This window comes from Sorangium sp. So ce381 (assembly GCF_051473845.1).
GTDB classification, from domain to species: domain Bacteria; phylum Myxococcota_A; class Polyangia; order Polyangiales; family Polyangiaceae; genus Sorangium; species Sorangium atrum.
The window spans coordinates 8,602,762-8,622,555 of record NZ_CP150336.1; the positions used below are offsets into that span (position 1 = coordinate 8,602,762).

The 19,794-nt window shown below is 71.3% G+C and carries 18 protein-coding genes; 6 read left to right on the top strand and 12 right to left on the bottom strand.

Going from position 1 to position 19,794, the window contains the following annotated elements; translation table 11 throughout:
* Positions 1-61: 61 nt before the first annotated feature.
* Positions 62-910, top strand: coding sequence for an RNA polymerase sigma factor (locus tag WMF29_RS31985; protein WP_437323913.1), 849 nt, complete (start codon positions 62-64; stop codon positions 908-910).
* A gap of 61 nt (positions 911-971) precedes the next feature.
* On the opposite strand, the gene WMF29_RS31990 is transcribed toward WMF29_RS31985, so the two are convergent.
* Positions 972-2,516 (bottom strand): flavohemoglobin expression-modulating QEGLA motif protein, encoded by a 1,545-nt coding sequence (locus tag WMF29_RS31990; protein WP_437323914.1) that lies wholly within the window; start codon positions 2,514-2,516, stop codon positions 972-974.
* A gap of 130 nt (positions 2,517-2,646) precedes the next feature.
* Here WMF29_RS31990 and WMF29_RS31995 point away from each other — a divergent pair, with 130 nt between their 5' ends.
* Entirely contained in the window at positions 2,647-3,681 is a 1,035-nt protein-coding gene (locus WMF29_RS31995) for an AAA family ATPase (RefSeq protein WP_437323915.1), read from the top strand.
* A 34-nt stretch (positions 3,682-3,715) separates the two neighbouring features.
* Here the strand turns inward: WMF29_RS31995 and sixA are convergent, their stop codons facing one another.
* Positions 3,716-4,243 carry a phosphohistidine phosphatase SixA gene (gene sixA / locus WMF29_RS32000; RefSeq protein ID WP_437323916.1) on the bottom strand — a complete coding sequence of 176 codons (528 nt, stop codon included), beginning with the start codon at positions 4,241-4,243 and terminating at the stop codon, positions 3,716-3,718.
* A gap of 80 nt (positions 4,244-4,323) precedes the next feature.
* Positions 4,324-6,219, bottom strand: coding sequence for a MopE-related protein (locus tag WMF29_RS32005; RefSeq protein WP_437323917.1), 1,896 nt, complete (start codon positions 6,217-6,219; stop codon positions 4,324-4,326).
* Between the two features lie 783 nt (positions 6,220-7,002).
* Between WMF29_RS32005 and WMF29_RS32010 the strand changes: the two genes are divergently transcribed.
* On the top strand, positions 7,003-7,563 hold the full coding sequence (locus WMF29_RS32010) for an SMI1/KNR4 family protein (protein WP_437323918.1): 561 nt from the start codon (positions 7,003-7,005) through the stop codon (positions 7,561-7,563).
* Between the two features lie 53 nt (positions 7,564-7,616).
* The gene (locus tag WMF29_RS32015; protein ID WP_437323919.1) at positions 7,617-8,687 is read left to right on the top strand and encodes an RluA family pseudouridine synthase; all 1,071 of its coding nucleotides are present in this window, start codon (positions 7,617-7,619) and stop codon (positions 8,685-8,687) included.
* On the opposite strand, the gene WMF29_RS32020 is transcribed toward WMF29_RS32015, so the two are convergent.
* The 3 genes from WMF29_RS32020 to WMF29_RS32030 form a co-directional block, all read right to left on the bottom strand.
* Entirely contained in the window at positions 8,668-8,931 is a 264-nt protein-coding gene (locus tag WMF29_RS32020; RefSeq protein WP_012238561.1) for a hypothetical protein, read from the bottom strand. The genes WMF29_RS32015 and WMF29_RS32020 overlap by 20 nt on opposite strands.
* Positions 8,932-9,015: 84 nt before the next feature.
* The gene (locus tag WMF29_RS32025) at positions 9,016-10,557 is read right to left on the bottom strand and encodes a hypothetical protein (RefSeq protein ID WP_437323920.1); all 1,542 of its coding nucleotides are present in this window, start codon (positions 10,555-10,557) and stop codon (positions 9,016-9,018) included.
* Positions 10,554-11,456 carry a Maf family protein gene (locus WMF29_RS32030; protein ID WP_437323921.1) on the bottom strand — a complete coding sequence of 301 codons (903 nt, stop codon included), beginning with the start codon at positions 11,454-11,456 and terminating at the stop codon, positions 10,554-10,556. The genes WMF29_RS32025 and WMF29_RS32030 overlap by 4 nt, the downstream gene beginning before the upstream one ends.
* On the opposite strand from WMF29_RS32030, the gene WMF29_RS32035 reads away from it, so the two are divergent.
* A complete protein-coding gene (locus WMF29_RS32035; RefSeq protein ID WP_437323922.1) occupies positions 11,389-13,410 on the top strand; it encodes an OmpA family protein in 2,022 nt (673 codons plus the stop codon). The two genes, WMF29_RS32030 and WMF29_RS32035, sit on opposite strands and share 68 nt — an antisense overlap.
* The gene (locus tag WMF29_RS32040; protein WP_437323923.1) at positions 13,407-14,348 is read left to right on the top strand and encodes a PPC domain-containing DNA-binding protein; all 942 of its coding nucleotides are present in this window, start codon (positions 13,407-13,409) and stop codon (positions 14,346-14,348) included. Before WMF29_RS32035 ends, WMF29_RS32040 begins: the two co-directional genes overlap by 4 nt.
* A gap of 120 nt (positions 14,349-14,468) precedes the next feature.
* On the opposite strand, the gene WMF29_RS32045 is transcribed toward WMF29_RS32040, so the two are convergent.
* The 6 genes from WMF29_RS32045 to WMF29_RS32070 form a co-directional block, all read right to left on the bottom strand.
* A complete protein-coding gene (locus tag WMF29_RS32045; protein ID WP_272094869.1) occupies positions 14,469-14,984 on the bottom strand; it encodes a polysaccharide biosynthesis/export family protein in 516 nt (171 codons plus the stop codon).
* 77 nt (positions 14,985-15,061) lie between these two features.
* Positions 15,062-16,447: a hypothetical protein gene (locus WMF29_RS32050; protein WP_437323924.1), complete on the bottom strand. Its 1,386-nt coding sequence runs from the start codon at positions 16,445-16,447 to the stop codon at positions 15,062-15,064.
* Between the two features lie 38 nt (positions 16,448-16,485).
* Entirely contained in the window at positions 16,486-17,061 is a 576-nt protein-coding gene (locus tag WMF29_RS32055; RefSeq protein WP_272094871.1) for a hypothetical protein, read from the bottom strand.
* A 209-nt stretch (positions 17,062-17,270) separates the two neighbouring features.
* The gene (locus WMF29_RS32060) at positions 17,271-18,719 is read right to left on the bottom strand and encodes an AgmX/PglI C-terminal domain-containing protein (protein WP_437323925.1); all 1,449 of its coding nucleotides are present in this window, start codon (positions 18,717-18,719) and stop codon (positions 17,271-17,273) included.
* Positions 18,720-18,909: 190 nt separating this feature from the next.
* Positions 18,910-19,530 carry a hypothetical protein gene (locus tag WMF29_RS32065; protein WP_437323926.1) on the bottom strand — a complete coding sequence of 207 codons (621 nt, stop codon included), beginning with the start codon at positions 19,528-19,530 and terminating at the stop codon, positions 18,910-18,912.
* 9 nt (positions 19,531-19,539) lie between these two features.
* Entirely contained in the window at positions 19,540-19,794 is a 255-nt protein-coding gene (locus WMF29_RS32070) for a hypothetical protein (protein ID WP_437293850.1), read from the bottom strand.

A 19,794-nucleotide genomic window follows, 5' to 3' on the forward strand; every position in this document is an offset into this window, starting at 1 on the left:
ACGACCTCGGAGGGTTGGACGATTTTCAAATCAGCGGAGGCCGCTGCACGTAAGTTCAGGCATGCAACAGCTTGTTGAGCATGGGCCCCTGCTGGAGCGGCCCAGCTTCGAGACCGTGTACACTGTCGGGCTGTCGTTCCTCCGACAAGCGCTCCGCTGGCTCGGGGTGGCAGAGCGCGACATCGACGACGTCCTGCAAGACGTCATGCTCGCTGCGTATCACGCGCTGGATCGCTTCGATCCGAGGCGCTGCCCCGACGAGGCGCGCGCGGGACATCACCCCTGCGGGCACGCCCCAGGCGTGGAGCGCGGGGCGCCACAAACCGTGAGCCCGCTCGGCGAGCCCCTCAGGCGCTGGCTGTTCGGCATCGCCTGGCGACAGGTCAGCCACTATCGCGAGCGCGCCTACCGCCGCCGAGAGATCGCGGTCGGCGCCGGGGCGAGCTGGCCGTTCGAGCTCGCCGACCCCGGCTTGACCTCGGAACAGCTGCTCGCGCGCGAGCAAAGCGGCCAGCTCGTCGGCAGGCTGCTCGGCGCGATCGAGACCGAGCGACGTGTGGTCTTGATCATGCACGATCTGCTCGATGTGACGACCGCCGACATCGCGCGCGACCTGGACGTGAACGAGAACACGGTGCGCAACCGCCTCCGGCTGGCCCGCGAAGACTTCCGCGTGGCGGTGAAGCGCATGAACGCCGAGGACCGACGCGCGCTCCACCATCCGTTGAGCCTCCCGGTCGCCGAGCGCGCCCGCGCGGCCGACGAAGAGTCGCTCATGAGCACGGCCAGGCTCATCCCCGAGGTGCCGGACGCACTCCGGCGCAGGATCTGGCTCGCGGTCATGCGCGCGATCGCCGAGGCCCACGCCGCGGGCCCGGGCGCCCAGGCCTGCGCCGCGCCGACCCCGTAGGCGACCACCGCAGGCACAGAGAGGAGGCCGCCGCAACCGGAGCTCCCGGAAGCGGCCGCTCTCAGCGCTCCAGCATCCTGCCGTAGTGCTCGGCAAGCGCCGTCCCTCCCAGGCGGGAGAAGAAGGAGGAGTAGCATATCCAGATCGCCAGCCCGTTCATGTCGTCGAAGATCGGCGGGAGATACGGGGGCGGGCGGATGATCCCGTCCGTCACGTGCGCATGGAGGACAGGGACGTCCTCGTGCGCGACCTTCCCAACGAACAAGAATGGAATCAGCATCGCCCGATCGTGCTGAATGGCCGCGCGCATGAAGGCGTAGTTGAGGACGATCCCCTTGCAGTAGCAGGCGTCCTTGGTGAACGGCGCCCCTCCCGCGAGCACACCGCCGCGGAAGACGCGCCTGGCATTCTGGAAGCACTCGTCTTCTTCGTAACCTTCGGTGCGGTACCACTCGAACACGTCGAGGAACGAGGCCCCGTCCTCCGCCTTGTCCACCGCGAGGATGCGGTCGTTCAGCTTCTTCGCCCGACGCGGAGTGCTCCTGAAGGTGAGGATCTCCACCAGGACGGCGAGCCCTTCCTGAACCGCCGTGGTGCGCGGAGGCCCCTTCGCGAGCCAGCGCGCCACCGGCTGAGCTTGCCCGTTCAAGCTGGTCGCCACGTGCACCCACCCCTCGTGCGCCTCGAGGATGTCGACATCGCTCTTGGAGAACATCGCGCCGCTCCGGATCTTCACGTAGTCGCTGCCCGCGGCGGCGTCCGCGAGGAGCGAGTCGTCCACCTGGACGCGGATCGACGCGCCGCCGAAGAACCGGTCGAAGCGGGCGTTCAGCTCGAGCGCCGCCATCTCCGCCGTGATCTCGCGCTGCTGCGACGGGCCGAGCCGCTCTCCGCCGATGGCCGTCAGGAGGTCGTAGAGCACGAAGCCCATGTCCCGCACGCTCGTCTTTCCGTCCGGCAGCTTGTCCTTCGGGGACCCGTAGAGCTCGCGGGACAGCGCGTAGAACGCCTTCGTTCCCCGTCCGATGAGCATGCTCACGACCTTCCGGTACTCGTCCGCCGTCGCGCGGAGGATCTGCCCGAGCCGGTCGCGCTTGCCGAGCTCCCGCTCGGCGTCGCGGAGGATCTCCTCGAGCTCGCGCTGCTTGGCCTCCGGGTCGAACCCCAGGTCGTCCGAGTAGGTGACCACCGGCAGCTCGCGCTGCTTCGAGCGGAGAAATTGCTCTTCGACGTCCGCCTCCCAGCGGAGCGCCTGGAGGATGCGGATCGGTCGCTGCGCGTCGAGCACGCGCTGGGCCAGCGTCGCGAGGATCTCCTTGTAGGAGCGCCACGGCCCCGCGACCGGCGGGAGCGGCGCGTGCGGGATCGGCCCGTCGTGCAAGCTCAGGGACTCGAGCGGCGCCGACGGCGCTTCACCGCCCTCCCCGCCGCCGTCCCCAGGGCCGCCCGGACCGCCGGTCGCGGCCGCTCCCGCGCCGTCCTCCGCCGCGCCAGCGCTGGTGCTGCGCGGCTCGTCCGCCGGCTCGCTCACCGTGAGCTCGCGCTGCGCCTCCACGTCCGCCGCGTGCGCCCCTCTCCTCTCCCGGGCCTCAGAGCTCTGCGCCATTGCGATCGATTGCTAACACCGGCTCACCTGCCGGAGCAAACCTCCACGGGCCAGGACCCGCGCCGCAGGGAGAGCCGGCTTCGCCGGGTCCTTGTCGGCATCGCGGCCTCGGGGTACGAGCCCTGCCCGTATGAGCGATCCCGAGCACAGGAATGACGCCGAGACGACCGCCGACGAGGAATCGACCGCCCTCTCGGATGCCGCGCTCCTCGAGCGCACGGCAGAGGGGGCCAGGCGGCTCCGCTCGGCGATCGCGGCGGCGGTGGTCGGGCAGGACGACGTCGTCGAGGCCATGCTGATCACGCTCGCCGCGCGCGGGCATGCGCTGCTCGTCGGCGTCCCGGGGCTCGCCAAGACCCTGCTCGTGTCGTCGCTCGCGAGGGCGCTCGACCTGAGCTTCGGGCGCGTCCAGTTCACGCCCGACCTGCTGCCCGCCGACATCACGGGGACCGACGTGCTGCACGAGCAGCACGGGTCGAGGAGCCTGCGCTTCCAGCCCGGCCCCATCTTCCACAACCTCGTCCTCGCGGACGAGGTGAACCGGACCCCGCCGAAGACGCAGGCCGCCCTGCTCGAGGCGATGCAGGAGCGCAAGGTGACCGTCGGGACCACCACGCACGCCCTCCCCGACCCGTTCCAGGTGTTCGCGACGCGAAACCCGATCGAGCAGGAAGGAACCTACCCGCTGCCAGAGGCGCAGCTCGACCGCTTCTTGCTGGAGATTCACGTCACCTACCCGAGCGAGGCCGAGGAGCGCGAGGTGGCGCGACGGACGACCTCGGGGAAGCCGCCGGCGATCGCGGCGGTGCTCAAGGCGAGAGAGGTGCTGGCGATCGGGCGCCTCGTCCCGAGGATCCCGGTGACCGACGAGGCCGTGGACCTCGCGGTGCGCCTCGCCAGGGCGACGCGGCCGGGGGCGGAGCGCGCAGCGCAGGAGGTCCGGGACTACGTGCGCTACGGCGCGGGGCCGCGGGGGAGCCAGGCGCTGGTGATCGCGGCCAAGGCGCGCGCCGCGCTCCGCGGCGAAGCAGCCGCAGACGTGGACGACGTGAGGGCGCTGCTGATCCCGGCGCTGCGGCACCGGATCGTGCTGTCGTACCGCGCCGAGGCGGACGGCGTCCGCGACGTCGACGTGCTGAGCGCCGTGGAGAGATCGGTGCGCTGAGCGGCGCCGCGGCGCGGACGCCCGTCGACGCTCATCACCGCGCGCGAGGCGCCTGTTGCTGCGCTTCCTTCACCGGCGTGACCGCCTTCATGGCCTTCAGATCCAACGCGAAGCGCAGCGTCCCCGGCCCGCGCCCGTCCCAGCTCACCGCGACGACGCCGCTCTTCTTCAGGCTCAGGCCGGCCCAGCCGCCATCGCCGAGCAGCGACGTCACCAGCGCCGACAACGAAGGCTCGTGCCCCACCAGCGCCAGCGGCTGAGCCCCCTGGTGCTGCGAGAGCAGGCGAAGGATCTCGGCCGTGTCGCGTGAGGGAGAGAGCTCGGCGACCACCGACACCTCGTCGGTCAGCCCGGCGGCATCGGCGATGATCTCCGCGGTCTGCACCGCGCGCACGAGGGGGCTCGTCCAGATCGCCCCAGGACAACGGTCCTTCTGCTTCGCGAGCCATTTGGCGACACGCCGGGTCAGCTTGCGCCCCTTGCCCGTCAACCAGCGACCTGCGTCGCCGAGGTCCGGCGCGTCATCCACGGCATGGCCATGGCGAATGATCAGGATCTCCATGACCTGACCTTAGCCCGGACGAGCGCCAGCCGGGGAGCGCCGTGCGCGCGAAAGAGGCAGCGGCGCCGCCTCGACGCCTGTCAGAACTCGCACTGATGGGTCGCATCGTTGCAGTGCGAGCCCGGCGCCACGAAGGGACAGATGCTCCCGCTGAAGCTCTCGCACGGGAGACCGCACGTGTACGTCGTGTGCGTGTAACAGAGCTGCCCCCCGTCGCAATCGGCGTCGGAGGCGCATCGGCAGTTGAACTCGTCAGGAAACCCGTTCCCGTTTTCATCAAGGCCGTTGCAGCACTCCGTCACGTAAACGTCGCTTGCGCTGCAGTCCTCGTCAGCGCAGTCGAGCGCGCCGTCGCAGTCGTTGTCGATCCCGTCGGTGCACGCGGCGGTCCCGAACTCGGGGCCAGGCGCGGCGCCCTTCGCGCAGCTCCGGCATGGGCCGAAGGTGGCGCAGCCGGGATCAGCGCAGTCGACGTAGTGATCGCCGTCGTTGTCGAGGTCGTCGTCACAGATCTCGCGCGGGTTCGGGGCGATCTCGACGTTGAGCACGAAGGGGCCCTCGTTCGGTCCGCTCGCGGGATCGATCGTGAAGCCGTCGAGGAAGACGAAGTAGGTGCCCGGGTACAGGATGCTGAAATCGAGCAGGGAGGCCTGCGCCCCGCCGCTGTCGTCGTCGCAGCCGATCTCCCGGCCGGAGTTGCAGGCGCCTGTGCGGACGTAGAGCGCCGTGTCGAAGCCCGACCCGCGCGAGTCGAGGTGCACGCGCGACGGCGCGGTGAGCACGAAGAAGAAGACCGCCTCGCCGGCGTCGCCGCCGCACTCACCCCGGGTCTCGCTCACGTGCCCGGCGGTGTCCCCGGTGTAGGTGCCAGTCCCGGGGATGCGCTTCGGCGACAGGCAGTTGGCCTGCTCGAGCACGCACACCGGGCTGCTGGCGCAGTCCGGGTCCTGGCAATCGACCAGGGCGTCGCCGTCGTCGTCGACGCGGTTGTTGCACCGCTCCGGCGTCGGCTCGCAGTTCGGCGCGAAGGCGCAGGCGCTGTCCGCGCAGTCGACGCGCTCGTCGCAGTTGTTGTCGACGCCGTCGTCGCAGATCTCCGGCACGCAGCGCTGGCAGGCCGGCGCGGAGATGCACTGCGGGTCCGCGCAGTCGACGCGCCCGTCGCAGTCGTTGTCGACGCCGTCCTCGCACCGCTCCGGCGAGCCGGGCGGCTCGCACGCGCAGGGGAAGATGCCGCGGCAGTCCGGATCGCCGCAGTCGACCAGGAGATCGCAGTCGTCGTCCTCGCGGTTGTCGCAGCGCTCGCGCTGGGAGGTGCAGGCGCAAAGCGGCTCGGAGGCGCAGTCGGCGTCGTCGCAGTCGAAGGCGAGATCGCAGTCGTCATCGACGCCGTTGCCGCACTTCCCGGCCTCCGAGGTGGAGCAGCCGCAGGCCGGCGTTCCCGAGCAGTCCGCGTCGAAGCAGTCGACGATCGTGTCGCAGTCGTCGTCGACGCCGTTCTGACAGCGCTCGCCGGCAGGGCTCGGGGTGCAGCCGCAGATCTCCCCCGTTGCGCACGCGGGATCGAAGCAGTCGCTCACGCCATTGCAGTCGTTGTCCGCCGCGTCCGTGCAGATCTCCGGCGCGCCCGGGAAGACGGACGGGTTGAGGTCGTTGCAGTCGCTCCCGCCGCAGGACGTCGGGCCGACGCCGTCCCGATCGTCGTCGCGGGGACGATGGTCGCAGCGCCCGTCTGTGCAGTCGTCGCTCGTGCAGTCGTCGCCATCGTCACAGTCTGTGGGGCCGCCGCATGCGTCGGAGCCTCCGACGCCCCCGCCTCCGCTCGATGAGGTCGACGAGCTGCCGCTCGTCGCGCCGCCAAAGCCGCCCCCACCAGCGCTGGCGCCCGAGAGGTCGGGGAGGCTCGTCCGGCCGCACGCTCCCGCCAGGACGCCGAGCGCCGCCCATGCGCCGAGCGCGAGGAGGTACCGTCGCATCCGGGAAGGCCGCGGAGGCGCCCCCTCGAACCACGCTGAAGAGCCCGGCGTCATCTCTCACCCTCTCGCACCGGCCGCACGGTGCCCGCGCTTCGGTCCACTTTACAAGCCCGAGTTTCCATGAAAGCAAGTTTTGATCCGTTGGCGCTGGCCGGTCGGCGGGGGCGTCGATCTGGAGCGCATTTACTCGCTCTGCGCGGCCTGGCCGAGCAGCTGCCAGGGCTGCTCACGAGCTGGCCTGCGCGCCGAGCCGGCCGGATCGCGCCGCGGATCAGTTGCGGGTCGGAGCATCCGCGTGTAACGAGGGCCGGTGGGTGCGCAGCTCCAGATCGAGTACGAGCGGCCGCCTCCTGGCCTTCAGCGCGGGCGTTACCCTGCGCCACAATGGGTCATCCTGGGGATCGGCGCCGCGGTGGTGCTCATCGCAGCCGCCGTCCTGATCTGGCGAGCGCGGCGCGCCTTCAGCGCACGTGGGAGAGGCGGACCGCGCTCCTCGAGGCGAGGGTGACGGGAAACCAGGCGAGCACTTCAGGGGGAGGAGGAATGATCGACCGCGGTGCGATCGCTGGTTGACACCGAGCGGACCGGACCGGTAGGCACCATAGAGGGACGCGCACCCGGTCGGCCGATGTAGACCGCCGGCCGAGCGCGCGACGAGCCTGCAACAGTCGGGGCCCAGAGACGCGGCCCCAGTGAGGCCCTTTGGGTCCTGAAGAACACCGCGCAACCGCGGCCCGTGGATACATGGCACCGATCGAACGTGGCGTTGAGCTCGTGCATCGCGTGATCGCTCAACTGAAGAAGCGCCCTTCCAGCCATACCGCCGTGGGAGCGAGCCAGGCGGCCCTCGATGCGCTCGAGTCGAGGCTGATGGTCGAGCTGCCGCCCACGCTGCGGGCGTTCCTCGAGTTCGATTTCACGCTCGATAGCCTGGGCCCGCGGTTCAAGGGGCGGCATCGCTTCGGCCAGGACCCGTCGGCGCCTCGACCGAAGCTCACCTCGGTCCGCAAGCTGGCCGAGGCGAAGACCGACCTCGGCTGGACCGAATCGCGGCTCCGGGCCAAGGTCGTGAGGCTGCCCAACCTCCCAGGTCAGCCATGGAACGCGCTCTACCTCGGAGAGGCCAGGCGGGACGGCGAGCTCGTCATCCTCGGCCTCGACAACGAGGACACGAACGTCCGGGTCTTCCCGCGCTACACGGCGTTCGACCTGTACCTCGCCGAGCAGTGCGGCCTCATCAGGCTGCGCGAAGCGCAGCGGCTCGAGGACCTCGAATCGCACGTGGCGCTCAACCCCGAGCTCGGGACCGCCGAAGAGGACGACGAGGGCGACACGGAGTATTGATCGCGCGGCCGCGACGCCCTCGCCCTGGCGCCGCTCGGCCGTGAACGACGTCCGTGACGAACGCGATGGCTGCCGGTGCAGGAGCGCTCCACTTCCGGTTCCAGGTGGACGACGGCGACCCTCGTGACCGGCTCGACAAGCTCATCGTCCACCTGCTCGACCGCGCCGGCCATGCGGCCTCTCGCGCGGCGGTGCAGCGGTGGATCGCCGCCGGTCGGGTCCTCGTCGACGGGGTGCCGGCGCGCGCGTCGGTGGCGGTGCGCGCAGGCGCGCTCGTCGAGGTCCGCCCCGAAGAGCCGTCGCCCTCGCCCACGGCGGCAGAGCCCGACGTGGCCATCCCGGTGGTGTACGAGGACGAGCACCTGCTCGTCATCGACAAACCTGCGGGGCTCGTCGTGCACCCGGCCCGCGGCCACGAGTCCGGCACGCTGGTCAACGGGCTGCTCGCCCTGCCCGGGTTCGCCCTGGCGCCTGCCGATCCGCGCGATCCCATGGGCCACGTCCGCCCGGGGATCGTGCACAGGCTCGACCGAGGGACGAGCGGCCTGCTCGTCGTGGCGAAGGACGAGCCCACCCGCGAGGCGCTGAAAGATCGGTTCGCCAGGCACGCGATCGAGCGCGAGTACGCCGCGATCGTCGCCGGCGAGGCGCGAGACGCCACCTACGACACGCTCCACGGCCGGCACCCGACCGACAGGCTCCGGTTCACGTCGTGGATCCGCGGCGGCGCAGGCGCGCCCGGCTCCGGAGCAGGCGCGCCCGGCTCACGCGTCGCCGCGCCGCGCCGCGCCGTGACGCACGTCCGCGTGCTCGAGAGGCTCGGCGACGCGGCGACCGTCGTCGCGTGCTCGCTCGAGACGGGCCGCACCCACCAGATCCGGGTGCACCTCGCCGAGCGCGGCAGGACGCCGGTCCTCGGAGACCCCCTCTACGGCAAGCCGCCGAAGAAGCCGGCGATACGGGCGATCGCGGAGGAGCTGGGGCGGCAAGCCCTCCACGCGCGCGTGCTCGGGTTCATCCACCCCGCCACGCAGAAGCCCGTGCGCTGGGAGAGCGCGCTGCCAGCGGACATGCGCAAGGCGCTCGACCAGCTGCGGGCGCTCGCTACCAGATCTTCGATTTGATGTGGCCCTTGGACTTGATCAGGATGTCGACGAGGGCGCGGTCGTAGAAGTTCTTCTGGTAGAGGTCCGGCGAGACGCGGCTCTTGTAGAGGGCGCGCCCTTCCTCGATCTCTTCGGACAAGACCGTGAAGAGGTCATCCTGCTGGATGCCCTGCACGATCTTCTCCTCGTTGTAGAGCGAGAGATCGCTCGCGATGGCGCGCGCGAGGCGGCGCGCCGCCTCTTCCGTTTCAATCAAGGGCATCCGTCTCTCCTCCAGGTTCACCAGCCGGGGGCACGCGCTCCCGAGCCGACGGGGGCCTAGGATGCAGCAGCCCAGGCGGCGCTGTCAAAGTAGCTCGTCGTCCGACGACCCGCCCCCGGACCCGCGCGGCTGCGCGAGGGGCGCGGCGGGCATGTGGGTGGTCGCTCCGGGCGCGCCGGCGGCAGGCCGATCCGCTTCCTGGCGCGCCGCGGCGAGGGCCGCGAGCCCCGAGAGGAGCGGGAACGCGACCAGCGCGTAACGCCCGGCACCGAAGAACACGGCGTGCGTCGCCGCGGTCGCAGCGAGGACGGCGAGCGCCGCGCCCACGAGAACCGGCGCCCGGAGGAGCGCGCGGCCCTTGAGCAGCGCGAGGCCGAGGAGCGCGATGTAGCCCACCCATGCATGGATGTGCAGCGCGGCGACGACCCCCAGCGCGAACAGCGCGAGCCGAGCGACGTCGAGCGCGCGCTGCGCGAGCGGGGGGCGGCGAGCCGCGCCGGGCGCCTGCGCGGGCCTGCGCGCCGCCCACACGAGCGCGGCGAGGAGGACGACGCGCTCGAAGACGGTCTCGACGGCGCCGAGCGCGACCTTGTGGGCCTCGCCGAACGCCGACGGGTTCGAGGCGTGGAGGTACCACCCGGCCGCGCCGCAGTAGTCGAACGTCGCCGCGAGCTTCCTGGGCACGAGCCCGAGCCATTCGCCCGGGTGCTCCGCGATGTACCGGCGCGCCTCGCGGCCGAAGCAGGCGTCCTTGCCGGCTTCATCGAAGACCTCGCGGCACGCCTCGGGTACCTGGACCGGCGCCCAGGCGCCGGTGGACGCCGGGTCCGCTCCGATGAGGAGATTCCATCCGCCGTTCACGCTGACCAGAGCGCACTGGTTCATCCGCAGGCAGTTGCGCGCGGTCCACGGCGCGCACACGAGGAGCGCCGCGATGACGGTCAGCAGGACGGGCGCCGCGCGCGCGACAAACGGCGAGAGGAGCCGGGGACCGCCCGCGGGCGGAGAGCCCGAGAGGGCGAGGCCGGCGAACAGGGGCGCGAGCAGGAGCGCCTGCGGGCGGACGAGGGTGGCGGCGCCAAGGAGCAGCCCGATGACGGCGAACGGGGCCAGCGCGGGGCGGCGCTCCCGCGCCCTCGCGGACGCCCACGCCGCGCAGGCGACCAGCGAACCGGTGACGCCCTCGGTCATGAGCGCCGGGGTATACGCGACGAGCCCGGGGTGGAGGGCGACGAGCCCACCGGAGAGCGCCGGCACGGCGCGCGAGCGCGGCGCAGCGCGGGCCGCCAGACGATGGACGGCGAGCGCCGCGAGCGCGCCGAGCGCGGCGTTCAACAGCATCGCGACCGCGGGGTGTGTGCCGAGCAGCGCGTACAGCGCGCCAACCGCGCCCGGATAGCCCACCGGGTAGTGCGCGGCGTACGTGACGACGCCGTCCGGCCATAGCCACGTGTAGCCGAGCCCCGCCGCGATCCGCTCGGCGATGCGCTGGTAGTACGTCCCGTCGGCGGTGGGCGGGAAGCGCTCGGCCGCCCAGAGGACGACGGCGAGCCGCGCGGCGAGGGCGAGCGCGAAGATCGTGCCCGCGTCGCGCCGACGCGCGACGACCGAGGCGCCGCCGCTCATGACGAGCGCGCGAGCGGCAGCGGGAAGCGCGCAAGCAAGCCGGTGGCCCGCAGCGCAGCGACGACCTCGCACGCGGGCAGACCGACGACGTTCGAATAGGAGCCGTCGATGCGCGCGACGGCGAACGCGCCGATGCCCTGAATCGCGTAGGCGCCGGCCTTGTCGAGCCCCTCGCCGGTCGCCGCGTACGACGCCACCTCGTCGTCGTCGAGCTCGCGGAAGCGCACCCGCGTGACGATCGTCTCGGCGTGGAGCGCCTCGGCGGGGCCCGCGACGGATGCCGTCGCGACGTCGGGCCGATCGCCGTCGGCGATCGCGAACCGCGTCCAGACCTGGTGCTCGCGGCCCGAGAGGGCGCGGAGCATGGCGCGCGCGTCGCCCTCATCCCGCGGCTTGCCGAGGATGGAATCGCCGAGGATGACCGACGTGTCGGCGACGAGGATCGCGCCGGCCCCGGCCGCCTGGCGCAGGCGTCGCGCGGCCGCGAGCTTCGCCAGGGTGACGCGCTCCAGGTAGGCAGCGGCGTCCTCGCCGGCGCGCCCCGCCTCGTCGACCTCGGCTGCCGCGACGCGGAGAGGCAGGCCGAGCGTGGTCAGGATCTCTCGCCGGCGCGGCGAGCCGGAGCCGAGCAGGAGCGGGTGCGAGTCGTCGATCATGATCGTGCGGACGCCGGCGGCGCCGGCCCCGGCCGGGCGTGGTCCTAGCACGGCGCGAGCGCGACCGCGGAGCACGACGCAATCCGACGCAAACCGAGCCCCGGACGCCAGCGCATCGCGACACGTCGATTGCTCTTTTGACTCTCCCCCCGGCAGTAGTAGAGGGTCGGGCGCGATGCGCGCCAACCGGAGGGTGCCTGCACGATCGAGCCTCCCGCTGCTGGTGGCGTCCGGGGTCTTCACGGCAGCCCTCCTTCCGGCGCCGGCGCGCGCGGACGAGTGCGCGCCGGCCAGCGGGCTGTCGGGCTGTATCGACGCCGACAACCTCTGGCCTCACGCAGGCGGCGGCCCTTTCTTCGCCGTGGGGAGCACAGGGACGGCTCCGGACGCGAAGGCCTCGTTCGGCCTCGTGGCGAGCTACCTGTCGCGGCCAGTGGGCCTGCGCACCGACTCGCCCGACCCCGAGGGGACGGTCATCCATGCGCTGGACAACATGGTCGACGCGACCTTCCTGGCGTCGTTCGGGCTCACCGATCGCCTGGAGGTGACGGTCGCCGCCCCCGTCACCCTGTACCAGGACGGTGCAGGCTTCTCCGACGTCCTCGGCACCGACACGGAGCTCCAGCGCAGCGTGATGCGCGACGCGCGCCTGGGCGCCGCGTTCGCGATCTTGCCGCCGGCCCAGCGTGGTCCGCTCGACGGCTTCTCGCTGGCGGCGCGCCTCGATCTGGGTCTGCCCACCGGCGACAGGTCGGTGTTCGCCAGCGCCGGGACCGTCACGCTCGCGCCGAGCGTCGCCGCGGCGTACCGGCTCGGCAAGCTCCTGCTCGCGACCGAGGTCGGGGCCCGGCTCCGTGGATCGAGCACACTGATCGATACCGAGGTCGGCCCGCAGCTCCTCGGCGCCCTCGGCGCCTCGGTCGATGTGCTCCCGGACCGCTGGCTCACGGCGTCCGCGGAGGCGTTCGCCCTCTACACGCTCGCCGAGCAGCCCGCCGGAGCCCCGGCGCTGGTGCCGGCGGAGTGGATCCTCTCGGCCACGAGCGCCCCGCTGCTCGCAGGCGACGTCTCGCTGTCCGTGGGCGGCGGCAGCGCCATCCCGTTCGCCTCCGACGGCGCGCTCACCGCGCCGCGCTTCCGGTTCAACCTGGGGCTCCGCTATGCGCCGACGGGGCGCGATGCAGACGCCGACGGCGTCCTGGATCGCGACGACGAGTGCCCGCTCGTCGCGGAGGATCGCGACGGCTTTCGGGACGGCGACGGCTGCCCCGATCCAGACAACGACGGCGATCGGATCCCCGACGGTCGCGACAGGTGCCGGGACGAGCCCGAGACGATCGACGGCTTCCAGGACGGCGACGGCTGCCCTGATGCGGACGACGACAGCGACGGCGTCCCGGACGACGCGGACGCCTGCCGGAACGCCGCCGAGGACCGCGACGGCTTCCAGGACAGCGACGGCTGCCCGGATCCCGACAACGATGGCGACGGGATCCTGGATGCGAGCGACACGTGCCCCATGGGCGCGGAAGACGTCGACGGCTTCAAGGACGACGACGGCTGCCCCGACCCCGACAACGACATCGACCAGGTCCCTGACGCCAGCGACCAGTGCCCGAACAGCGCCGAGGATCGCGACGGCTTCCAGGACGACGACGGCTGCCCCGAGCGCGACAACGACGAGGACGGCGTGGCCGACGCGGCCGACGCATGCCCCATGACCGCCGAGACGATCGACGGCACGAACGACGCCGATGGCTGCCCTGAGCCGGGCGGCAGGTCCTTGCCGCGGTGGTCCGGCGATCAGGTCGTCCTCGACGGCCTGGTCCGCTTCCCGGCGGCGAGCGCCCGCGTGCCGCCAGCCCTCGCCGCGCAGCTCGGCATGATCGCGCAGCTCATGCGCGGGCGCATGCCCCTCGACATCGTCATCGTGGAGGCCTACGCCGATCGTCAGGGCGATCAGTCCGCGCGCGCCATCGAGCTCGCGGGCGCGCGCGCGAGCGCCGTCAAGGATCTCCTTGCAAACGCGGGCTTGCCGGCGGACCGGATCACGGCCGCCGCTGGCGACCCATCAGCCAAGCGCGCGCCAGGCGCGCCCCAGATCGAGGTGACGGCGACCCGCGCTCGGCGCTCTGAAGGAGCCCCGGGTGCTCCAGGCGCCGCCCCCTCGACGACCGGAGAAAAGAAACAGCGATGAATGTCCTCGAGGCACGCCGTGCCCGCCATTTGATCATCCGCCTCGACCGGGGCGAGGAGCTCCCCGCAGCGCTGGTGCGCGCCCTCGATGAGGCTGAGGCGCGCGCCGGCTGGATCGAGGGGGTAGGCTCGCTCGAGAAGGCCGAAGTGGCGCTGTTCGATCAAGCTTCCCGCACCTACGCGAAGACGCGCGTCCTCGACGGCCCGTGCGACGTGGTGGCGCTCTCTGGGAACATCGCGCTCCAGCAGGGAGAGACCTCGCTTCGGCTGTCGGCCACGCTCGCCCGCGAGTCGGGCGTCGGCCTCCAGCTCGCCGCCGGCGAGCTCGTGTGGGCGCGCGTCTACGGGCTCGAGCTCCGCGTCACGGCGTTCGACGATCTGCCCCTGGTGCGGGTGTTCGACGATCGAACGGGCACGATGCAGCTAGCAACCCAGTCGTCGGCCCTCCCCGCGCTCGCGGGCGAGCCGCCCCGCCTGGCGCCTCCGGTGCACGCCGCGGAGCCGCCGCGCGCGACGCCTCCAGCGCCCGCCGCGGAGCCGCCGCGCGCGACGCCTCCGGCGCACGCCGCGGAGCCGCAGCGCGCGACGCCTCCGGCGCCCGCCGTGGAGCCGCCGCGCGCGGCGCCTCCGGCGCCCGCCGTGGAGCCGCCGCGCGCGGCGCCTCCGGCGCCCGCCGCGGAGCTCGCCGCCGCCCCGCTACCGCAGCGCCCGATCCGTCCTCGCCAGGAGGACGAGCCCTATCCGGAAGTGGGCGACAGCGTGACCCACTTTCACTTCGGCGAGTGCACCGTGATCAGCTCGGATGGCGAGCGGATCCGCCTCCGCCAGGAGCGCGACGGCCGCGTGCGCGAGGTCTCGCTGACGATGCTCCGCATCGAGCCTCCCACCGTCGACGCGGCGACAGGCAGGAAGCAGTTCCGCCTCGCACGGAAGAACTGAGAGCGACCGCGCCCGCGCCACCTCGGTCGAGAGGTGGCAGACGGCGCCTCGGCGCTCAGAAGACGCGCTGGGCGATGTGGAGCCACCTCGGTCGAGAGGTGGCAGACGGCGCCTCGGCGCTCAGAAGACGCGCTGGGCGATGTGGATCGAGTCCCCTGCCTGGAGCGGCACATCGGGGATCTTGTTGTCGATGATGTCCTCGACCGAGACGGTGGCAAACACCGTCTTGCCCTGAGACTTCCTGCGGATCGTGACCCGATCCTTGTCCGCGATGCTGTTGAACCCACCCGCCATCGAGATGGCGCGGAGCAGCGTCATGCCGGGCTGGAGCGGCAGGGACCCAGGCTTCTGCACCTCGCCGAGCACCTCGACCCGCTTCGAGTTGTACTCTTTGATGCTCACGCTCACGCTGGGATCGGTGAGGATCTGCCCCTCCATGAGCTTCGCCCGCACGAGCTCCGCGACTTCCTGAGGCTCTAGGCCCGACACCTTGAGCCGCTTCACATAGGGGAAGTCGACGGTGCCATCCGGCGCGACGGTGAACGTCGAGGGGAGCTTGTCTTCTCCGACGATGCGGAGGTCGAACACGTCGCCGACCCCGATGGTCGTCGCCTCCACCGGCGGAGGCAGGTTCACTGGCTGGGGCTTTCGCGCTGAGCACGCAGCGAGGGCCAGCGCGAGCACGGCGGCGGTCCACCGACCAGGACGCCGCATCACATGAACCAGCGCACGCCCAGGTAGGCTTCGAACTGCTGCCATCCGAGGTAGTTCGGCGTCGACTCGTTGGGAGGCAGCAGAGATGTGCTGCTGATGTTGTTGCCGTAACGCAGCGTCGAGTTGATCCCCAGCGAGTCCCCTATCCGGTACTCGCCGAAAAGAGACGCGTCGATGCGGATGTCTGTCCAGGGATCCGCAGACGTGGAGTTTGCCCCATTCCCCGGAATCGCGGGATACACATGGGCCGCCACGCCGCCGTCGGCGATCAGCAGAAAGCGCCCGCCGAAGAAGTAGGTCAGCTTGAGGTAACCGCGATCGCGCTCGTAGTAGCTCGCGAGATAGCTGTCGTGGAAATCGCGCGTGAAGCCGGCCGACAGCGACGACAGCGCCAGCGTCGCCGCCTCGGGATCGGCCGACGGGTTCGGCGTCAGGTACCACTTCAGCTCGAGCTGACCGATGACGCTGTCGAAGTCGTGCACCTCGGCCTGGCTGTCTGACGTGTAGAAGCTCGCGCCCCAGCCCGCCATCGCGAGGAGGCCGAATGATGATGTCACGAGGCCGTTGATGCCGAGCTGCGCGCGCAGGGGATGAGACGAGAGCTGTGCAGCCGGATTCGGGTAATTCACGAACCCGAGCGACGCGTCGTAGATGAGCGCGGTGCGGGGCAAGAAGCGCCAGCGACCCCGCGTCCGGATCGTGTGGTGCAGGTTCGTCAGGCTGTCGAACTCGTCGACCTCGAAGAACGTGCCCAGGAAGCGATAGCCGAGCCGCCAGTCGAGCAGCCCTCCGCCCGGCGTCCACACGAGCTCCGCCCCCGCGTCGGCGTGGAGGCGCCGAAAGCTCTGGTTGGAAATCCCGAGATCCGAAGAGGCGATGGTCCGGCCGAGCGACGCATCGAGGATCCCGGACCAGGGGCGACGGGGCAGGATCGTCAGCTTGGCGTCGAGCAGGCCGCCGATGTTGCGCTGTTCACTCAGCCGCTCCCGCCCTACCTCGTTGCCGGATACCGGGAAGAACTCCTCGTAAGTCGCCGCGATGCCAGCGCGAAACTCGACGTCTGGCGGCGGCGCGTCGGGCGTCACCTCCTGGCGCTGCTGGCTCAGCGTCGAGAGCGAAAACGACGGCGTGATCCGGAGCCGCAACGAGCCGACAGGCCCGATATCACCCAGCCGAGCATCGTCTTTCTCGTCTCGGCGGAAGAAGTTGGAGTCATAACCGAACTCAGCAGCCACCCCGGGATGCAGCTCGAGATCGCCGGTGCGTATCCCGATGCCCTCTGTGTAGCGCCGATCCTTGAGCCACGGCTGATCCTGCGCCAGGGCCAACGCCGGGGACAGAGTGAGTGTGACTGCAGCAGCGGCTATGGTTTCACGAAGTTTCATCGCCTATTGGGCAGTGGCAATCCGAGAGAGGCGGTCGCCTACCGAAAACAGCTACTGCACGCAGGCGGCTCGATGATGATCTGGCTGACGGGATACTCGGAAGGATCGTCCTTGGGGAGGTTCGGATCGATCGTGGCCGTCACGGCGCTGTCGCCGATAAAGCCTGCTTCCTGTCCGATGCACTGGTTGGCCTCAGCCGTCAGTTGCTCGGTCCGCTGTCGCAGCACCGTCAGGATCGTGAACTCATGGTTGGAGAGATCGACGTCACGCCGATTCACGGCGAGCTCCAGGCCCTGCCGCCGCTCGCGGGCGGAGCGGATGGCGACGTCGATCTGATTCAGCTTGTCGTCAAGACAGAGCGTCTTCACGACGTCGCGCTGCGACCGGGCCGTCTCCAGCTGGCGACGAACCGACGTGCGGGCGCCGTCCATCCGGGCGAGGTAGGTCTCGCTCTGCGCGAGCTGCTCTGCCGGCGAGAGCGTCACCTGCCGCGCGAGGCCGGCGGAGGCGTCCGGCGGAGGCGCCGTCTGCGCCTGCGCAGCGGCGATCCCGTGGCCGATCACGACCGAGATCAGCGCCACTGCGGCGAAGCCAGGGATCTGTTCACGCTTCATCGAAGCCTCCGGAAGTCAGACCCGCGCAGTATAGGTGCGGGCAGACGTAATTGTCAAAACGCAATGAACATGCCGAGCAGCAGCGCGCGTCCGTCGGGAGCACCCGTACGGCGCTCTCCCCGTTTCGATGCGCGACATCACCACGCCATTCACGTTCAAGCGAGGAGAGAGGATTGCGTCTTGTCCACGGATCCGGGAAGCATCGGGGGCTATTGGCTCACGAAAGTGACAGGAATCACAACCGTCGCGCCGCCGCCCTCGGGCGGCGCGAACTGCGCGCTCTGGACGCGCGCGACGACGCACGAGACCACCGTACCGGACAGCCCGCCGCCGCCGGAGGGGGTCGCCGAGAGCACCTCGCCGTTGGGGCCGATCTTCGCGGTGATCCGGACCGACCCCTTCATGCTCGGGTCCTCTTGAAGACCTTTGTTGTAGCAACGGCGGAAGCCTGCGGTCATCCCGGCCACGACGGAGGGCGCGTTCGAGACGCTCCCGCCGGAGACCGCGGCGCCGCCCACCTGGGCGTTGCCGACCGGCCCCTTGACCGTCTGCGCCGAGCCGGCCGTCGCAGGGCCACTCGTCCCGGTGTTGCCGATCGTGGCGAGGCCACCACCGCCGGCAGCGCCAGGTCGCACAGTGCCACCCCCGGCACCGCCCATGTTCAATCCCGCCACACCGCCCTTGCCGACGCCGGCCCCTGAGGCGGCCGCGTTTTCGAGCAAGCCGGTGGGCACGTCGCCCGAGCTCAGGACGCTGGCGGTCGCGTTCCCGCTCGAGTTGAGCGCGCCCAGCATCTGCATGTCGAGCTGCGCGAGCTCGTTGGTGAGCGCCGACGCGCGGGCGTCGCTCATCCCGCCAGAGCCCTTCCCCGGGCTGGCGGCCGCCGCGCCCTTGTTCCCTCCGCCAGCGGCCTTCGGCGCTTCGGCAGCAGGCGCCGCCGTCGCGGCCGGCGTCTCGGCGTCCTCCTTCGGCGGCAGCTCCACCGGCGGCGGGGGCAGCTGCTTCACGGACTCGAGCAGCTGCGCGACGTCGAGCTCATCGTCGACCACCGGGTCCATCCAGTCGGAGTAGATCGACCCCACGGCGCCGAAGTGGAACAGGAACGAGAACGCGGCGATGATCGTGGTCGTCCAGTCGATGTCGTTCGCGATCCCCGACCTCACCGAGACGGGCAGCTGCGGCTTGGGCTGCACCGGCGGCGGCGCGACGAACTGGAAGAGGAACGTCGTCTCCCCCACGACGAGCTTGCCGCGCGCCTCCTCGGTGAGCTGGACCTGGTAGGCCTGGACATTGCCGACCGCCACACGCTTGGCCGATGACTTGAGCGCGGAGAGCTCGGAGACGCCGGCCTTGAAGGCGACCCGACCGGTCATCCCGTCCAGGAAGTTGAGGAAGTACTCGCCCCCCACGAGCTCGAACACCCGGAAATTCGGCGGGATGTTCTTGCTCGGGATGACGAACATGCTCTTTTCGCTGGGGCCGATGGTGACGTGGGTGCGCTGCTTGATGACGCGCTCCTCGATCACCTTCCCCCCCTGAACCAGGCCGATCCTGAGGACCTTCGGGCCGGTCACCGGTGCGACCGCCCGCATGACCGCGGTCATCTGCCCGGGCTGCCCGGGGCGCGACGGGGTGGGTTGCGGGTGCTGCTGGGTCATTCCAAAGGGCTCCGGGAGAGGGGGGACGAAGCAGGCGCCGATCGCGATCGCGCGCCGCTGGCGGAGCCGCGCTCCGGGGCCCGGTAGGCCCCGGGCCCGGATCCGCGAGCGACGCGCCGCGCAGCGGAGGGCACCATAATTTGCGAGGGTACACGGACATCTCGGGGCGGTCCAGGAGCGCGCGCCGCGCTCACCTGGGCGCCCGTCGAGAGCGTCGAGGCGTTCCGGAAGGGGCCCCTGGGCCCCCGACGCCATCGACGTTATCGGCGCCATCGGCGCCATCGAATGATTCCAGGGCGACCCGTACGAGCGCGTCGATCGCCTCGCGCCCTCGCGCGGCGGCGGCGCGGCCGGCCCGCCCAGCGGCCGCGGACGCGATCGCGCCGGCGCCCCCCGCGCCCAGGACGAGCGCGATGACCGAGGGCCCGGCCTGCGCGAGGTACGAGAGCGTGGCCAGGAGCAGCGCGGCGAGCGCGGACAGGCGCGCCGCCGCGCGCGGCCACCCCGCGCCGGCGTCGAGCCGCTGCTCGACCTCGGCGAGGAGCTCGTTCGCCGCCGCGATCTTCGCGCGCGGGTCGGCGGCGGCCATGACCTCGAGCGCGAGGCGGCGCTCCCAGCTCTCCGGCGGCGACCGCCTCGCGAGCTCCGCCAGCCGCGCCTCGACGGGCAGCGCGCGGAGCGAGCGCGCGAGCGACATCAGGTCGCCGCCGGTCACGCGCGCGACCTGCGCAGGGTGCGTCCAGGAGATCGCGGCGCAGGCGGCGCTCGACGCGATCGACAGCGCGCTCAAGAGCACGGCGACGGCGGACACGCCCCCCGCCTAGAACGGCTCCTTGAAGATCGCCTGCTCGATGCGGTCCAGGAACGGCTGACGCAGCTCGGCGAGCGTGAGCTTCGGCTGGATCCGGCTGACGTCGACGGCCGCGATCGGCTTCTGGATGCGGCCCGTGATCGTCACCTCCGCGAGCGTGATGACCCCGCGCTGCTTGCCCTTCTCCTGCGCGCTCGCCGGCGCGCCGTGGCCGAGGATCGCGAGCAGGACCGAACCCAGCGCAAGTGCCTTGTACATGCTCAT

What these genes read in the sequence shown, in the direction of transcription:
- sixA (WP_437323916.1), bottom strand. Translation starts at nt 4,243, where the DNA reads ATGGAGATCCTGATCATTCGCCATGGCCATGCCGTGGATGACGCGCCG.
- WMF29_RS32040 (WP_437323923.1), top strand. Translation starts at nt 13,407, where the DNA reads ATGAATGTCCTCGAGGCACGCCGTGCCCGCCATTTGATCATCCGCCTC.
- WMF29_RS32060 (WP_437323925.1), bottom strand. Translation starts at nt 18,719, where the DNA reads ATGACCCAGCAGCACCCGCAACCCACCCCGTCGCGCCCCGGGCAGCCC.
- WMF29_RS32020 (WP_012238561.1), bottom strand. Translation starts at nt 8,931, where the DNA reads ATGCCCTTGATTGAAACGGAAGAGGCGGCGCGCCGCCTCGCGCGCGCC.
- WMF29_RS32050 (WP_437323924.1), bottom strand. Translation starts at nt 16,447, where the DNA reads ATGAAACTTCGTGAAACCATAGCCGCTGCTGCAGTCACACTCACTCTG.
- WMF29_RS32035 (WP_437323922.1), top strand. Translation starts at nt 11,389, where the DNA reads ATGCGCGCCAACCGGAGGGTGCCTGCACGATCGAGCCTCCCGCTGCTG.
- WMF29_RS31990 (WP_437323914.1), bottom strand. Translation starts at nt 2,516, where the DNA reads ATGGCGCAGAGCTCTGAGGCCCGGGAGAGGAGAGGGGCGCACGCGGCG.
- WMF29_RS32025 (WP_437323920.1), bottom strand. Translation starts at nt 10,557, where the DNA reads ATGAGCGGCGGCGCCTCGGTCGTCGCGCGTCGGCGCGACGCGGGCACG.
- WMF29_RS32070 (WP_437293850.1), bottom strand. Translation starts at nt 19,794, where the DNA reads ATGAGCATGTACAAGGCACTTGCGCTGGGTTCGGTCCTGCTCGCGATC.
- WMF29_RS32055 (WP_272094871.1), bottom strand. Translation starts at nt 17,061, where the DNA reads ATGAAGCGTGAACAGATCCCTGGCTTCGCCGCAGTGGCGCTGATCTCG.
- WMF29_RS31995 (WP_437323915.1), top strand. Translation starts at nt 2,647, where the DNA reads ATGAGCGATCCCGAGCACAGGAATGACGCCGAGACGACCGCCGACGAG.
- WMF29_RS32005 (WP_437323917.1), bottom strand. Translation starts at nt 6,219, where the DNA reads ATGCGACGGTACCTCCTCGCGCTCGGCGCATGGGCGGCGCTCGGCGTC.
- WMF29_RS31985 (WP_437323913.1), top strand. Translation starts at nt 62, where the DNA reads ATGCAACAGCTTGTTGAGCATGGGCCCCTGCTGGAGCGGCCCAGCTTC.